This window comes from Microbacterium sp. zg-B96 (assembly GCF_030246865.1).
Taxonomy (GTDB): Bacteria; Actinomycetota; Actinomycetes; order Actinomycetales; family Microbacteriaceae; genus Microbacterium.
Map to the genome: position 1 here is coordinate 63,098 of NZ_CP126738.1, position 14,964 is coordinate 78,061.

Annotated in this window: 15 protein-coding genes; 5 read left to right on the top strand and 10 right to left on the bottom strand. The window is 67.4% G+C overall.

Features of this window, described 5'->3' with window-relative positions; translation table 11 throughout:
- Positions 1–97: 97 nt before the first annotated feature.
- The 9 genes from QNO11_RS00310 to QNO11_RS00350 all read right to left on the bottom strand — a co-directional run bounded on the left by QNO11_RS00310 (position 98) and on the right by QNO11_RS00350 (position 10,161).
- Complete coding sequence (locus QNO11_RS00310; protein ID WP_257507176.1) at positions 98–844, bottom strand: hypothetical protein; 747 nt, start codon at positions 842–844, stop codon at positions 98–100.
- Positions 845–896: 52 nt separating this feature from the next.
- Positions 897–1,700 carry a hypothetical protein gene (locus QNO11_RS00315; protein WP_257507175.1) on the bottom strand — a complete coding sequence of 268 codons (804 nt, stop codon included), beginning with the start codon at positions 1,698–1,700 and terminating at the stop codon, positions 897–899.
- 90 nt (positions 1,701–1,790) lie between these two features.
- Complete coding sequence (locus QNO11_RS00320; protein ID WP_257507174.1) at positions 1,791–1,922, bottom strand: hypothetical protein; 132 nt, start codon at positions 1,920–1,922, stop codon at positions 1,791–1,793.
- Between the two features lie 10 nt (positions 1,923–1,932).
- Positions 1,933–4,263 carry a phosphoribosylformylglycinamidine synthase subunit PurL gene (gene purL, locus QNO11_RS00325; RefSeq protein WP_257507173.1) on the bottom strand — a complete coding sequence of 777 codons (2,331 nt, stop codon included), beginning with the start codon at positions 4,261–4,263 and terminating at the stop codon, positions 1,933–1,935.
- Between the two features lie 46 nt (positions 4,264–4,309).
- Positions 4,310–5,392 (bottom strand): LacI family DNA-binding transcriptional regulator, encoded by a 1,083-nt coding sequence (locus tag QNO11_RS00330; protein ID WP_285169948.1) that lies wholly within the window; start codon positions 5,390–5,392, stop codon positions 4,310–4,312.
- The gene (locus QNO11_RS00335) at positions 5,373–6,266 is read right to left on the bottom strand and encodes a glycerophosphodiester phosphodiesterase family protein (protein ID WP_257507171.1); all 894 of its coding nucleotides are present in this window, start codon (positions 6,264–6,266) and stop codon (positions 5,373–5,375) included. Before QNO11_RS00335 ends, QNO11_RS00330 begins: the two co-directional genes overlap by 20 nt.
- Positions 6,263–8,020 carry an ABC transporter permease gene (locus QNO11_RS00340; RefSeq protein ID WP_257507170.1) on the bottom strand — a complete coding sequence of 586 codons (1,758 nt, stop codon included), beginning with the start codon at positions 8,018–8,020 and terminating at the stop codon, positions 6,263–6,265. The genes QNO11_RS00335 and QNO11_RS00340 overlap by 4 nt, the downstream gene beginning before the upstream one ends.
- Complete coding sequence (locus QNO11_RS00345) at positions 8,017–9,054, bottom strand: ABC transporter ATP-binding protein (RefSeq protein ID WP_257507169.1); 1,038 nt, start codon at positions 9,052–9,054, stop codon at positions 8,017–8,019. The genes QNO11_RS00340 and QNO11_RS00345 overlap by 4 nt, the downstream gene beginning before the upstream one ends.
- Before the next feature lie 45 nt (positions 9,055–9,099).
- Positions 9,100–10,161, bottom strand: coding sequence for an extracellular solute-binding protein (locus QNO11_RS00350; protein WP_257507168.1), 1,062 nt, complete (start codon positions 10,159–10,161; stop codon positions 9,100–9,102).
- A gap of 165 nt (positions 10,162–10,326) precedes the next feature.
- Here QNO11_RS00350 and QNO11_RS00355 point away from each other — a divergent pair, with 165 nt between their 5' ends.
- Positions 10,327–11,220 carry a TerC family protein gene (locus tag QNO11_RS00355; RefSeq protein WP_257507167.1) on the top strand — a complete coding sequence of 298 codons (894 nt, stop codon included), beginning with the start codon at positions 10,327–10,329 and terminating at the stop codon, positions 11,218–11,220.
- 80 nt (positions 11,221–11,300) lie between these two features.
- Here the strand turns inward: QNO11_RS00355 and QNO11_RS00360 are convergent, their stop codons facing one another.
- Positions 11,301–12,287, bottom strand: a complete 987-nt coding sequence (locus QNO11_RS00360) for an aldo/keto reductase (protein WP_257507166.1) — start codon at positions 12,285–12,287, stop codon at positions 11,301–11,303.
- 288 nt (positions 12,288–12,575) lie between these two features.
- On the opposite strand from QNO11_RS00360, the gene QNO11_RS00365 reads away from it, so the two are divergent.
- The 4 genes from QNO11_RS00365 to QNO11_RS00380 all read left to right on the top strand — a co-directional run bounded on the left by QNO11_RS00365 (position 12,576) and on the right by QNO11_RS00380 (position 14,919).
- Positions 12,576–13,004 carry a hypothetical protein gene (locus tag QNO11_RS00365; RefSeq protein WP_257507165.1) on the top strand — a complete coding sequence of 143 codons (429 nt, stop codon included), beginning with the start codon at positions 12,576–12,578 and terminating at the stop codon, positions 13,002–13,004.
- Between the two features lie 11 nt (positions 13,005–13,015).
- The gene (locus tag QNO11_RS00370; protein ID WP_257507164.1) at positions 13,016–13,387 is read left to right on the top strand and encodes an ArsR/SmtB family transcription factor; all 372 of its coding nucleotides are present in this window, start codon (positions 13,016–13,018) and stop codon (positions 13,385–13,387) included.
- Between the two features lies 1 nt (position 13,388).
- Entirely contained in the window at positions 13,389–14,381 is a 993-nt protein-coding gene (locus tag QNO11_RS00375) for an SRPBCC family protein (RefSeq protein WP_257507163.1), read from the top strand.
- Between the two features lie 100 nt (positions 14,382–14,481).
- Positions 14,482–14,919, top strand: coding sequence for a DUF2599 domain-containing protein (locus QNO11_RS00380; protein ID WP_257507162.1), 438 nt, complete (start codon positions 14,482–14,484; stop codon positions 14,917–14,919).
- Positions 14,920–14,964: the final 45 nt, after the last annotated feature.

Below are 14,964 nucleotides of genomic sequence, written 5' to 3' on the forward strand. Positions count from 1 at the left end.
GCGCGGGGAAACCCTGTCTGGGCGGGCTCGTGAGTAGTCACTCGCGACCACGAGTACTCACTCGCGATCACGAATACTCACTCGGCAGCGCGAATACTCACTCGGGAGTTCGGGGACGCGCGGGGTCGCCGGCGGTGAGCTGCAGCGCGACCTTCGTCTCCAGCACCTCGACGGCCCCGTCGGACAGCGAGATGAGACCATCCAGCTCCTCGCGCACCCGCTTGTACGCGAGCTGCCGCTCGGCGGGCGTCGCGGCCTGGTCGATCGCCACCGTCAGCAACTGCTTCGCCGTCGACAGGCGCTTGCGCTCCACCTCGGTGAACGACGAATCGCGCATGCGCCGGGCCTCCCGCTCGGCCAGGTCGAACGCCACCTCGTACTCGGTCACGGCGGCCCGGTACTCGTCGAACTGCTCCTTCGACACCTTGGTCCTGGCGGACTCCGGCCGTAGGTGGTCGGCGTTCTTCTTCGCGCGCAGGAACGCCGCCGTCAGCGGCTGCCGTCCATCGCTCATCGCGGGGAACGCGATGAGCTTGCCGACGTCGAGTTCGTACTCCAGCCAGCGGCGGGTCACTTCGTCGTGCGCCGCGATGAGCTGCTCCAGCTGGCTCGGCTCCGGCGACGGACGGGTCAGCGCCATCGGCACGGATGCTGTCGCCACCGGCTTCGCGCGCGCAGCGGCCTGCGCTGATTTCAGCTCGCTCTTGGCCCGGAGGATCTCCAGCCGCCGCTCGTGGCGGCGCTTCGACGCGCGCTCCCAGGCCTTGCCGACACCCCCGAGCGCTCCGGCGAGCGGGAAGGCCAGCCACCAGTAGCTGCCAAGGAACTCGAACAGGGGGTCCACCCCTGTCATGCTAGCCCTCGCGTGCTGCCGTCGAGGGCCGCGGGGACGCCCGTTACGCGGATGCCGGCGGCTTGGGAGTGCGGGCGGGCACCGGCCAGATCGGCCGCGACGAACCCCCGCCAGCCCCGCCATCACCGTCAACACCCGGAGCCGCGGAAGGCCGGGGCGCACCGGGAACACGCGGAAGGGCAGACCGCGCCGCGCGGTGGGCCTCCTGCTCGGCGACGGCGAACGCGACCTCCGCGCGCCGCACGGCATCGCGGTAGGCCAGGAACGCCGCCGGCGTCACCTTGTCCCGCGCCGATGCCGGACGCAGCGACTGCGCCTCGCGCTGTGCCCGCAGGAACGCGAGCGTGGCCGGATGCCGTGCGTCGAGCATCTGCGGAAACGCGAGAGCCTTGCCGGCATCCGTCTCGTACTCCAGCCAGCGCGCCGTGACGGCGTCGTGCTGGGCCAGCAGTTCCTCGATCGGCAGCGGGGCATCGCCGCCGGCCATGCCGTACCGCGCGCGCGTCGCCTTCACGCGGCTGCGGCTCGCTCGTAGCTGCAGCGACGCCTGCCGCTCCTGTTGCTTGGCCGCCTGCAGTGCGCGCCGCGCCTCGAACTGCGACGGGATGCCGGCCGCACCGCGCTGCGCCTTCGCGCTGAGTAGATCAGCCTGCGCGGCGCGCAGCTGGGCGCGCGCGGCTTGCAGCGCGCGGTACGCGGTCTGCTCCTCCTGGCGGGCGGCATCCAACTCGAGTCGTCGAGCGCGGCGCCGGTTGGTGGTCAGTGCCCCGTAGCCGACGGCGCCCACGCCTGCGGCAGCCGGGGCGATCCACCACCAGCTGCCGACGATCAGGAGCACGGTCTCCACCCTGCCATCGTAGCCGCGGCCCCGCGACGGGGTCAGGGCGGGGCCGCCGTGCGGGGCGGATGCCGCGGATGCCGCAGGGCAGCGCGCGGGTCAGCCGAAGATCAGCGCGATCACCGTGGAGCCGCCACCGACGAGGATCAGCGTCACGATCACGACCCACGCCACGATCTTCATGCGGCGCTGGCGTCCCTGTCCGTACGAGCCGTATTCGTCGTCGGTCATGTCATCCCTCTCAGGCGGGGTCGGCGACCGTCGCGCCGAACGCGGCGGGCAGGGTCGCACGCGACAGCTCGCGCAGTTCGGAAACGGGAATGGTGAACACGTCCTGCACCTCGAGCGCCGGCTCGTCGCCGTCGCCGGGGGCGTCGGTCACGCCGATGCGCAGCACCGGGTAGCCGCGGCCGTCGCAGAGCCCGCGGAACTTGACGTCGTCCTCGCGGGGAACGGTGACGATGACGCGGCCGGTGGATTCGGAGAACAGTGCGGTCGCGGCATCCACCCCGTCGCGCTCCATGATCTCGCGCAGCCACACCCGGGCTCCGACGCCGAAGCGCATGACGCCCTCGGCGAGCGTCTGGGCGAGCCCGCCGTCGGAGAGGTCGTGCGCGCTGGAGACGAGCGACTGCAGCGAGGCCGCATGCAGCAACTGTGCCAGGCGCTTCTCGGCGGCCATGTCGACCTTCGGCGGGCGACCGCCGAGGTGCCCGTGGATCGTGCCCGCCCACTGGGAGCCGCTCAGCTCCGTGGACGTGACGCCGAGGAGGTAGATGTTCTCGCCGGCATCCTGCCAGCCGCTGGGGATGCGCCGGCCGACGTCGTCGATGATGCCGAGCACGCCCACCACGGGGGTCGGGAAGATCGGGGTGTCGCCGGTCTGGTTGTAGAACGACACGTTTCCGCCGGTGACGGGCACGCCCAGCTCCAGGCATCCGTCCGACAGGCCCTCGACGGCCTGGCCGAACTGCCACATCACTTCGGGGTTCTCCGGGCTGCCGAAGTTGAGGCAGTCGGTGACGGCGGTGGGGACGGCGCCGGTGACGGCGACGTTGCGGTAGGCCTCGGCCAGGGCCAGCTTGGCGCCCTCGTAGGGGTCGAGCTGGCAGAAGCGGCCGTTGCAGTCCGTCGCGATGGCAAAGCCCAGGCCGGACTCCTCGTCGACGCGGATCATGCCGGCGTCATCGGGGAAGCTCAGCGCGGTGTTGCCCAGCACGTAGTAGTCGTACTGGTTGGTCACCCATGAGGTGTCGGCGAGGTTGGGGCTGGCCACCAGCTGCAGGAACTGGGTGCGCAGCGTCTCCGGGTCGTCGGAGCGGGGGAGGGCGGATGCCGAGTCGTCGCGGAGCGCGTCGATCCAGGTCGGGTACGCCACCGGGCGCTCGTACACCGGGCCGTCGACGGCGACGGTCGACGGGTCGACGTTGACGATCTCCTCGCCGTGCCAGAAGATCTGCAGCCGGCCGTCGCCGGTGACCTCGCCCAGCACGCTCGTCTCCACGTCCCACTTGCCGGTGACGGCGAGGAACGCCTCGAGCTTCTCGGGAGCGACGATCGCCATCATGCGCTCCTGGCTCTCGCTCATGAGGATCTCCTCCGGCGTGAGCGAGGGGTCGCGCAGCAGCACGTTCTCCAGATCCACCCGCATGCCGGAGCCGCCGTTGGCGGCCAGCTCGCTGGTGGCGCACGAGATGCCGGCGGCGCCGAGGTCCTGGATCGCCTCGACCAGTTCGCCCTGGTACAGCTCCAGGCAGCACTCGATGAGCACCTTCTCGGCGAACGGGTCGCCCACCTGCACCGCGGGGCGCTTGGTCGGGCCGCCGTCGGCGAAGGTGTCGGATGCCAGGATCGAGGCGCCGCCGATGCCGTCGCCGCCGGTACGGGCGCCGAAGAGCACGACCTTGTTGCCGGCGCCGGTGGCGTTGGCGAGCTTGATGTCCTCGTGGCGCATGACGCCGACCGCGAGGGCGTTGACGAGCGGATTGCCCTGGTAGACCGAGTCGAACACCGTCTCGCCGCCGATGTTGGGAAGGCCCAGGCAGTTGCCGTAGAACGAGATGCCGCTCGTGACACCATGGACGACGCGGGCAGTGTCGGGGTGGTCGATCGCCCCGAAGCGCAACTGGTCCATGATGGCCACCGGCCGCGCGCCCATCGAGATGATGTCGCGCACGATGCCGCCGACGCCGGTCGCCGCGCCTTGGAACGGCTCGATGTAGCTGGGGTGGTTGTGGGATTCGACCTTGAAGGTCACGGCCCAGCCCTCGCCGACATCCACGACGCCGGCGTTTTGGCCCATGCCCACCATCAGGCGGGTCTTCATCTCGTCGGAGACCTTCTGGCCGAACTGGCGCAGGTAGATCTTGCTCGACTTGTAGGAGCAGTGCTCGCTCCACATGACCGAGTACATCGCCAGCTCGCCGCTGGTGGGGCGGCGGCCGAGGATCTCACGGATCTTGGCGTATTCGTCGGCCTTGAGGCCGAGCGCCGCGTACGGCTGCTCCCTGCCGGGAGTGGCGACCGCGTTCTCGACGGTATCGGCGACAGCGGTCGAAGTGGGGGTGGTCACGCGGCTCAGCTCCAGGGATTCGGTGGGGGCGCCGGACGGGTCCATCCTAGCCGCGGGGATCCGGCGCCTCTCCCGGGTCGGCCCGCCGCAGGGTGTGGCCGGCGATGAACGTCGACGGGTACACCTCACGTACCGGCGGACGGGAATCAGATGTCCCGAGCTCTTCGGCCATTACCTCGATCCCTCGTCGGGCCAGCTCCTCGGCCGGAAGGCGCACGGTACTCAAGCCCAGCAGCTTCAAGCCCGGCAGCACGCCGTCGACACCGGTGACGGACAGGTCCTCCGGCACGCGCAGCTGGGTGCCTTGAGTCGATTCCAGGAAAGCTACGACGCGTTCGTCGGAGGGGAACATGGCTGCGCTCACGCGACCTTCCCGCGTCAGGCGCACCAACTCGGGGGTGACGTCACTCAGCCGCGCGAACGAATCTGTGTGCACGGGTACGGGGCGGGCGCCGAGCTCACGTAGACGCGCGATCATCGCTTCCGAGCGGCTGTGCTCAACGAACGAGACGGCCTCGGCGGTCGCGACCACGGCGACGTCGCGGTGCCCGTGCGCCCACACCTCCTCGGCGGCAAGGCGTCCGTTCGCTGGCTCGTCGTATGCGATGGAATGGATGCCTTCCAGCGTCACGGGGCGGCCGACGACCACCACGGGGACGAACTCCGCGAAGGTCGCCACCCTGTCCAACGGAATCGTGCCCGTCGCGATGAGGAGGCCTCGCACGCGCTGTTCCAGGAGGTGATCGAGGGCGTTCAACTCGTGCGTGACGCCTTGCATGAAGGCTGGCGAAACCGTGAGCAATCTCAGCCCGCGCTCGGTGGCTCCGTGCTGGAGTTCGGAGTGGAGTAGCCCGTAGTAGGGGTTGCGTACGTCGCGCACGAGAAGCCCGACCACGTCAGATGCGCTGCCTGCCAACTGTCGTGCGGCCCCGTTGCGGATGTATCCCGTGCGGCGGATGGCGTCCAGCACCGCACTTCGGGTCGACTCCGAGACCCCGGCAGAACCGTCGAGCACGCGGGAAACCGTTGCGTCGGACACGTTCGCCTCGCGAGCGACGTCCTTCATGGTCACGCGCGGCCACGTGCGCGTCCGACGCGCTGCGGTCATGTCATGGCCTGCGTGCGCCACGGCCCACAAGGAAGTCCTGCAGCAGACCCGGCCAGTCTGTCTGGATCACATCGGCGCCGGTGTCCACGAGGCGCCCCCACCCATCCTCAGGATCCTCAAGCACCGAGATCGTGTCATCCCACCCGGCCAGCAGGTCTGAGCCATTGCCCAGGTCCAGCGCGTTCATGTAGGAGAACGTAGCGCGTTCGCGCAGTCCATGGGACCACGCCGGGTCGCAGAACGGATGTGTGGGATCGGCGGTTACCGCCTCGATTCCTACGACGTTGAGCCGCGAGTCCCCCAGGAGCGCTTCCGCCGCCTCGGCGGACTTGGCGATGGGCAGCAGCGGATACTTGGTGTCGTGTCGCCGCGCGGCGTGCAGCGCCTCGTCGTCCGTCGCATCCACCTTCATCAGGACCCGGTCGGCCACGCCATGCTTATCGAGCACATCCAAGAACCCCGGCCAATAGCGCCACGACCTGTCGACGTTCAGTAGCGCGTCGGGACAATCGTCCAGTAGCGCCTCCAGTCGCTGCACGCGCACCAGTGGCGCCGCTGTCCGATGAGGGTAAGCGAGCTGATCGATCTCGACCGAACTCATCGTCTGCAGGTTACGGTCGATGCCGAAGTGCTGCCGTTCGTAACCGTCATGGAAGACGAAGTACTCGCCATCGAGTGAGCGGACGACGTCGATCTCGACCAAGTCGCCGCCGCTGCGGACGGCGGCGGTCACGGCGGCAGCCGTGTTCTCGGCGACCATGCCCTGTCCGGTGCCGCGGTGCACGGCGATGAGGAGACCGCGCAGCGCGAAGCGATCATTGAGGCGCCGGTTGATCAGAGTGTGCGCGGGTTGCCCGAACTCCGAGCGGCGAATGTTGGTGACGTCAGCGGTCATCGGATGCTCTTTCGGGGCGTTCGGGTGATTGCAGCACTGGTGGGAAGGGGAGAACGTCGGCGGGGCTTGCGCCCGTACACCGCCCACATCGCCGCCGTGGAGATGACCATGATCAGCACCGTGTAGACGTAGCTCAGGGCCACGCCGTCACTGATGGTCTCGGCGCTCGTCGCGTTCTTGATGACGATGCCCAGGGGCTGGAGCAGCGGGTGGGAGAGGAAAATCGCCGAGTCATAGTCGTCGAGAAGGCTCGTGAAGTTGAGCGCACTGATCGCCGCAGCCGTGGGCGCGATGAGCGGCAGCAGCACCCGACGGAAGGTGTACATCTGGCTGGCGCCGAGCATGGACGCCGCTTCCTCGAGGTTGTTCGGCACGCCGGCGAAAGCGGCCTTGAGCAGCCGGAACGTGAATGGGATCTTCCCGATGATGTAGGCGATCGCGAGTATCCAGAAACTGCCCGTGAGCACCGCGCCCAGCACCGCGGGTTGTGGCCGGTTGAACGTGAGAATCAGTCCGAGGGCGATCATCGTCGAGGGGAGGAACCACGGGATGTGTAGGAGATACTCGATCACCCGCGTGAGGGTGTTCTTGTTGTGCTGCACCATCCGCGCAGCGAAAACCATCAACGCGAGCGCCACCGTCGCTGCGATGATGCCGTACGCGACACTCACGAGGAACGGCTGCAGCCCCTTCTGGGTCGTGAAGACAGCGACGTAGTTGTCAACCGTGAAACTCGACGCGCTAAGCGTGCCCGAACTGATCGCGGTGACCTCGGTGAACGAATACAGCACCACCAAAGCCGGGGGTAGCACGTACACGACGAACAAGGCGTAGGCGATCACATGGGTGACGGCGTTCACGACCGGGTTGTGGATGCGCTGCTTCTCCAGCGGCGTCGGGACCTTCGACACTGAGAAGTACACGCCACCTCGCTCCACCCGGTTGAGTACTGCAAGCAGCACCACGGTTGCGATACCGAGGAGGATGGCGAGCGTCGCCGCGAGGTCTTGGGAGGTCGACGTGGTGGCGAACGCGAGGATCATGGGGCTGACCGTCTGGAAGTCCCGGCCGCCGAGGACCTGCGGTGCGGCCAGCGCGCCCAACCCGCCGAGGAAGGTCAGGATCGTGATCGCGAAGATCATCGGTTTCAGCACCGGCAGCACGATCCGGCGCAGAATGGACAGGTCGCTCGCCCCCATCATTCGCGCTGCCTCGATGGTCTGCAGGTCCACCTTGCTTATCGCTGCGGCGAGGAAGAGCAGGTGGTTGCCGGTCGATGCGAAGGTCATCACCGCGACGACGGCGAACATCCCGGAGAACCAGTTGGGGTCCAATTCGGGAAACAACTGCATCGCGAGGCGAGTCACGGCACCCGTCGGTCCGTAGACCTGCTTGTACCCGAACACCAGGACGATGCCACCGCAGACGAGGGTGCTCGCGTACCCGATCCACAGCAGGCGGGCGCCGCGGATCGCGTAGAACCGGGTCACCAGCACGAGGAAAATGCCGACGATGTTCACCGTGATGGAGAGGATCGTGGCCAGCAGCACGCTGTTCCACAACGACCGCACCGCACGCTCGGAGCCGAAGAGGCGGTCGAACGCGCGCAGCGTGATGCTGCCGGTGTCGTCAGTGAACACCTCGCCCAGGAGAGTGACGTTCGGCATGATCAGGAACGCGCCGATACCCCAGGCGAGCACGACGGTGACCGCGAGCCAGAGCGGGTTGCGCAGCATGCGCAGCGAGCGGGTCACCTCTCGACGTCCGCGGCTGGATACTGCAGGACGTGCTGGGCGGGCAGCGCGAGCCGCACGCGCGTTCCCGGCTCGTGTCCGACCGTCCCGTCTTCGCGGACGATCGCGCGGAGCACGCCGAGGGGCCCGCAGTCCACGGCGTACGCCGAGTTGGTGCCGTGATACACCCTCGACGCCACGGTTCCAGCCACGACCGGCTGGTCGACATTCTCGTCACCTGCGAGAAGGGTCGGTTTCTCCAGGCGCAGGTAGCTCGTCGCCGCCGGGTCCAGGTGTGTCGCCCCCTGTTCACGCAGATGTGCCACAAGGGCAGCCTCCAGGCGATTGGCCTCACCTATGAATGTGCAAACAAACTCCGTCGTCGAGTGGGCGTACACCTCTTCGGGTGTGCCCACCTGCTCGATACGACCGCCGTTCATGACCGCTACACGGTCCGACATAGCCAGCGCCTCGTCCTGGTCGTGGGTCACATACACCGTCGTGATCCCGAAGCGCTGCTGCAGTTGCTTAAGCTGCAGCCGCAGCTGCTGGCGCAGCTTGGCATCGAGGTTGGACAGCGGCTCGTCCAGCAGCAGGATCTTGGGGCGCAGCACGAGCGATCGAGCAATCGCGACGCGTTGCTGCTGGCCGCCGGAGAGTTCGCTGACGTTCTTGGTCAGCTGATCCGGGCGCAGTTCCACTTCGGAGGCGATCGCGTGCACTCGCTCGGCGACCTCGGCGGCGCTGACCCGCTTGGTCTTCAAGCCGAAGGCGATGTTCTCCGCCACGCTCATCGACGGGAAGAGTGCATAGTTCTGGAACACCATCCCGAGGTCGCGCTGGTCGCTGCGCAGCCGGGTGACGTTCTTGCCCCCGATGGTGATGGTGCCTGAGGCGGGCGCGGTGAGTCCCGCGAGGGTGCGCAGCGCCGTGGTCTTGCCGCAGCCCGACGGGCCCAGGAGGGTGAAGAACTCACCCTCCTGGACCGTCAGGGAGAAGCTCGGCAACGCGGTGAAGTCTGCGTACGTCACGGTGACGTCGGAGAAGGTGATCACTTTTCGATTCGCATTCCAGCCGGGGTGCCGACTCGGTGAGGGGGCTCAGCCCAGGTGGTTCAGTTCGATCTCTTCGACCCAGCTCGAGAGGTTCTCGGCCACGAATGCCCAGTCGATGTCCTGAGCGGTGAACGACGCCGTCATCTCCACCGCGTCCGGGTTCGCATCGGCGATCGCGTCGGCGTTGGTCGGCGCGGTGAAGAACTCCTGAGACCAGGCGGCCTGGATTTCCGCGCTGCCGAACCAATCGACGAACTCCTGCGCGAGCTCGGCGTTGTCGCTGCCCTTGACCACTCCGATGCCCTGGTTGACGAGGGGTACGCCGACCGAGGGGCGAATGGCTTCGCTCTGCACCCCGTACTCCTGCTCGCGGCTGGCCTTGCCGGCGAGCCACATCTGACCCATGTCGACTTCGCCGGAGGACATCCGCGCGTAGAGGTCCGTACCCTCCACCACGGGGGAGCCGTGTTCGAAGAAGCTGTCGATGGCGGCCCAGCCGTCTTCGCTGATGCCGAGGTAGCCGTCGTCCTCGCGATAGCGGCTGAGCAGGCTGGTCACCACCAGTTGCGTCGTGCCGCCGGTGAGCGTGGTGGCCGTCTCGTAGCGGCCATGGAAAGACTCGTCCTCGAAGAGATCGGTCCAGTCCTGCGGTGCATCACCCGGGTTCGCGAAGGCCTCCGTGTTGTACACGATCATGATCGGCTCCTGCACGATCGCGTGATAGACGCCGCTGGGGTCGATCGGCTCGACCTTGTCGGCCCAGGCCGGCTCGTAGGCCTCGAGCGCGTCGGCGGCCTTCATGTACTCGAAGTGCACGTTGTTCGGGCCGAAGACCACATCGGCGATGGGGTTCGTCGCCTCGGCGATGACGCGCTGCGCGATTTCTCCACCGCCGGCATCCACGTACTCCACATCGAACCCCGCCTCAGCGGCCTGCGCGACGAGCCACTCGCCCCGCCCATCGGATACCGAGTTGGAGTAAACGATCAGGGTCTCGTCGCCGCCTCCCTCGGCGGGCGATGAAGCATCCGTGGCGCAGCCGGACAGAATGAGGCCGGTCAGGGCGATCCCCGTGGCGGTGGGCAACGCGACTCGACGGTGGGTCATGTGCTATTCCTTTGGTCGTTGTAGATCCGAGGATCGATGTATGCGCTTACATGACTACCACGCATGCGCGTGCGCCACCATTGTTTATGTCGATACGCGTTGGACCCGTCGTCGTGGACGGCGGTTCACGGCGGTCGCATAGATTCCACCCTCTAGCCTGAGCGGATGGACTTCGCGCTCGAGCTGACCCCCGATCTCATCGCCGTGTTCTTCACGTTGTTCGTGTTGGAGGTCGTGCTCGGCGTCGACAACGTCATCTTCATCTCGATCCTCGCCTCCAAGCTCCCCGTAGAGCAGCAGGCCAAGGCGCGGAACCTCGGGCTCACGCTCGCGATGGTCATCCGGGTGGTGCTGGTCTGCTTCGCCGGCTGGATCATCACGCTGAAGGACGACATCTTCGAGTTGTTCGGGATGGGCTTCTCCGTGAAGGACATCATCCTCATCGCCGGTGGCCTGTTCCTGGTCTACAAGGCTGTCACCGAGATCCACCACAAGCTCGAGGGTGAGGAAGACTCCCACGGCGCGGCGCCGAAGACGATCACCTTCGCTTCGGTGCTGACGCAGATTCTGCTGCTGGACATCGTCTTCTCGCTGGACTCCGTCATCACCGCCGTCGGCATGACCGATAACATCCTCGTCATCGTCGCGGTGGTCGTGCTGTCGTTCGGCATCATGCTGTTCGCGTCGAAGTTCATCTTCACGTTCGTGAACAACCACCCCACCGTGAAGATGCTGGCGCTGTCGTTCCTGCTGCTGATCGGTGTGTTCCTCATCGCCGAGGGCTTCGGTGTGCACATCGACAAGGCCCTGATCTACGCGCCGATGGCGTTCGCGATCCTCGTCGAGGCCCTGAACCTGGTCTACGCGGCCAACAAGGCCAAGCGCGAGCACCGTCGCCAGCAGGCCGTGAAGCTGCGCCCCCGGTACGTCGACGTCGACGAGTCGGTCGCCGTCGCCGCTGCGGTGTCGAAGGCTCCGGATGCCGGTGCCGTCGGGATCTCCCGCAAGCCCGTCGCCGGCAACGTCGACCCCGACGCCTCCCGCGCCGGCCTCGGCTGACCCGCTGCCGAGTGAGTATTCGCGCTCCCGAGTGAGTATTCGCGCTGCCGAGTGAGTATTCGTCGCGTCGAGGTGCGGTCTCAGCGGTCGAGGTAGCCCATGTGCTGGGCGTTGTAGCGGTCACCCTGGACGCCGATGCGGCGGGTGAGGCCGTCCAGGTCGTCTCGTTCGTCCGCGGACAGCCCCACGGTCGTCGCGGCTGCGTTCTCCTCGATGCGGGAGGTGCTGCGGGTGCCGGGGATGGGCACGATCCACGGGTGCTGCGCGAGCAGCCACGCCAGCGCGACCTGCGCCGGAGTGACGTCCTTGGCGGCGGCGAGTTCTTTGACCTGATCGACCAGCGCCTGATTCGCGGCCAGGTTTCCTTCCTCGAAGCGGGGAACGCGTCGTCGGATGTCGTTCTCGCTGAAGGTGGTGGATGTGGTGACGGTGCCGGTGAGGAATCCCTTGCCGAGGGGGCTGAAGGGCACGAATCCGATGCCGAGTTCGGCGAGGGTGGGGAGCACGTCGGTTTCGGGGTCCCGGGTCCAGAGTGAGTATTCGCTCTGGACGGCGGTGACAGGGAAGACCTCGTGGGCGCGGCGGATGGTGGCGGCGGATGCCTCCGATAGCCCGAAATGGCGCACCTTGCCTTCCGCGACGAGCTCCCCGACGGTGCCCGCGACGTCCTCGATGGGAACGTTCGGGTCGACGCGATGCTGGTAGAACAGGTCGATCACGTCGGTACGGAGCCGTTCGAGGGATGCATCGGCGACGCGGCGGATCTGCTCGGGTCGACTGTTCAGGCCGACGCTGATGCCGTGCTGGATGTCCCAACCGAACTTCGTCGCGATCACGACCTGATCTCGCACCGGCGCGAGAGCTTCGCCGACCAGTTCCTCGTTGACGTACGGCCCGTACACTTCGGCGGTGTCGAATAAGGTGACGCCGAGGTCGACGGCGGATCGCAGCACCGCGATCATGTCGCCGCGGGACCCGGGATTCGGGCCGTAGCTCTGGGACATGCCCATGCAGCCCAGCCCGACGGCGGAGACTTGCAGCCCCCGTCCGAGTGTTCGTGTGTGCATCGTGCTGCTCCTTCACGGTGTCGTCCCTGACGGCGAGGCTACGCGCAGAGTCGTCAGCGGGGCATGCTCTGCCAGGACACAGCCATTTTCGGGACGAGATGCTTCGGGCGGGGCCTGAGGCGTCGTGGTAGTTCCGTCTCACCCCTGTGCGCAGTACGCTCCGAGCCCGAGGGCCGCGCGAGGTCATATGAGCCTGCTGTCGGCTGGAGACAATGGGAAAGCGCGAACGATGTGGTGTGTAGAGAGGGTGAGAATGCGGAGGACCGCGCCGTCACGAGGGTCCGCCGCATGACCGGGACCAGGGTGCACGACGGACCGGGCGGTCCGAGGAGGAGCGCACCGTGGGTTCCCGTGTCCGCCGCCCTCGGCTGGGTCGGACTGCTCGTGCACAATGTGGCCGATTTACCCGGTCAGACGATCCTCAGCCCAGAATCGCTCATCCCTCTGGCACTGACGGTCGTGCTCGTCGCTGCGTGGTTCACGCGGTTGCGATCCGTCGCAGCGTGGGCTCTTTTGGGGTGGGGTGTGTTGAACCTCCTGGGCGCAATCTTCACCGTGCTGCCCCTGCCGATCCTCCCTTTCGATCCGGCTCAGACCTCCGCCCACTACGCGTTCCACGTGCTCTACGGGATCACCCAAGTGCCGCTCGTCGTCTCCACTGCGATCTGGCTCCGGAGCCGCATCGGGGGTCTTGACGACGACAGGCATCCGTCGTAACGTGCAACCAAATGGTTGTACAAACGGAATTGACCGATGATGAGACCGACCGCCTGTTCCACGCACTGGCGGCCGCGACGCGGCGCGACATCCTGCGGCGGACGCTCGAACACGAGCAGTCCGTCTCGGCACTCGCCGCCGCGTACGACATGTCGTTCGCGGCCGTGCAGAAGCACGTCGCCGTGCTCGAGATGGCCGGGCTCATCGTCAAGCGCGCCGAAGGGCGCGAGCGGCTCGTGCGGGCGGATCCGACCATGATCGCCCGGGCACGCGCCCTCCTCGCGGCCTACGAAGCTCTGTGGCGCGCTCGCATCGACCGGCTGGACGATCTGCTGGCCGAACCCACCGAACCACCCTCTCCCTCAACGACGCAAGGAGATTGACATGCCCGTGACAGATGTCACCACCGACCCCGAAGAGCTCACGATGACGCTCAGCGCCGAGTTCGCCGCCCCCGTCGAACGCGTCTGGCAGGCGTTCACCGACCCGCGGGAGCTGGAGCGGTTCTGGGGTCCTCCCGGCTGGCCGGCCACCTTCACCGAGTTCGACCTCACAGTCGGCGGCCGCGTCCGCTACGAAATGGTCAGTCAGCAGGGCGAGCACGCCCGTGGCGCCTGGGAGTTCCTTTCGATCGAGCAACCCACGCGCTTCGAAGTCATCGATTCCTTCGTAGACGAGGACGGCGCCCCTTCCGAAGGGATGCCGCCCGGGATGCGGGTGACCTACGACTTCGAGCCGACGGCCGACGGATGCCGTCTGCGCAGCGTGACCTACTTCACGTCGGTCGAGGCGCTGGAAGAGGTCATCGCGATGGGCGCGATCGAGGGTTCGACGATGGCCATGAACCAGCTCGACCGCGTTCTGGCCGGATTGCGGGCGTACGCACAGGGCAAGGGCACGCAGGTGGAAATGCTCGACGACGCCCACGTGCGCATCACCCGACTGATCGAGGGCCCGCGTGAACTGGTGTGGCGCGCGCACCATGAGCCCGACCTGCTGCGGCGGTGGATGCTCGGTCCCGACGGCTGGTCGATGACCACGTGCGAGGTGGCCCCCGAGGTGGGGCAGACCTACCGTTACGAGTGGGTGCAGAACGGCGTCGAGGGTTCCGGCTTCGGGTTCGAGGGCGAGACCCTGCTGGTCGACCCGCCGCGGCGTGCCGCGACGACCGAGCGGATGATCGGTACGGACGGCCCAACCGTCATCAACGACCTCACCCTCGAGGAAGAAGACGGCGCCACGTTGCTGACCCTGGTGATGGAGTACCCCGACGCCGAGACTCGCGACATGATCCTCGCGACCGGCATGGCCGAGGGAATGGAAACCAGCTACGCGCGGCTGGAGTCGGTGCTCGCCGGCGAAACGGCGGTCCACTGACGCGCAGCGCCTCCTCCACAGGCCGGCAACTCCGGGGAGTTATCCCCAGAACGCCGCCGCGCGACCTCCAGGCCGCGCGGCGGCGTTGCACGCTGAGGGCATGAGCGCACCCATCCAATCCCCACCGCTGACCGATGACCTGCGCCTGCAGGAATACCTGGAGCCGCTCCTGCAGAGCGCGACTCGTCGCCAACTCTGGCTGTTCTTTCTCGACGCGGACGACCGCCTCGACGGTCCGGTACTTCCGGTCGGCGAACTGCCCGGTGACCCCGCCGTAGTCGTGCAGGTCGATGACTTCGGCGACGGCCCGTTCGCCGACGTCCTCGGCGCGCGACTATCGCTCCTCATGCGCGAACTTGAATTCGCCCAGATCGTGCTCGTGTGGGAACGGCCGGGAGGTGCGAAGGTTCGCGCGGAAGAGCGCGCCTGGGGCCGGGCCCTGGGCGGGGCGCTGCGCGCCAACGGCGCCCGCGTGCGCGCGCAATTCGTGCTGCACGACCGCGGGATGCAGATCATCGCACCCGACGACCTGATGTAGCGGCGGGCGCGGCAACGCGCGGCAACCCCGGCCGCGGCAACCGCC

Excerpts from the sequence above, each read along its gene's own strand:
- QNO11_RS00375 (WP_257507163.1), top strand. The coding sequence starts at position 13,389 with ATGCCCGTGACAGATGTCACCACCGACCCCGAAGAGCTCACGATGACG.
- QNO11_RS00355 (WP_257507167.1), top strand. The coding sequence starts at position 10,327 with ATGGACTTCGCGCTCGAGCTGACCCCCGATCTCATCGCCGTGTTCTTC.
- QNO11_RS00370 (WP_257507164.1), top strand. The coding sequence starts at position 13,016 with ATGGTTGTACAAACGGAATTGACCGATGATGAGACCGACCGCCTGTTC.
- QNO11_RS00360 (WP_257507166.1), bottom strand. The coding sequence starts at position 12,287 with ATGCACACACGAACACTCGGACGGGGGCTGCAAGTCTCCGCCGTCGGG.
- QNO11_RS00350 (WP_257507168.1), bottom strand. The coding sequence starts at position 10,161 with ATGACCCACCGTCGAGTCGCGTTGCCCACCGCCACGGGGATCGCCCTG.
- QNO11_RS00380 (WP_257507162.1), top strand. The coding sequence starts at position 14,482 with ATGAGCGCACCCATCCAATCCCCACCGCTGACCGATGACCTGCGCCTG.
- QNO11_RS00365 (WP_257507165.1), top strand. The coding sequence starts at position 12,576 with ATGACCGGGACCAGGGTGCACGACGGACCGGGCGGTCCGAGGAGGAGC.
- QNO11_RS00320 (WP_257507174.1), bottom strand. The coding sequence starts at position 1,922 with ATGACCGACGACGAATACGGCTCGTACGGACAGGGACGCCAGCGCCGC.
- QNO11_RS00335 (WP_257507171.1), bottom strand. The coding sequence starts at position 6,266 with ATGACCGCTGACGTCACCAACATTCGCCGCTCGGAGTTCGGGCAACCC.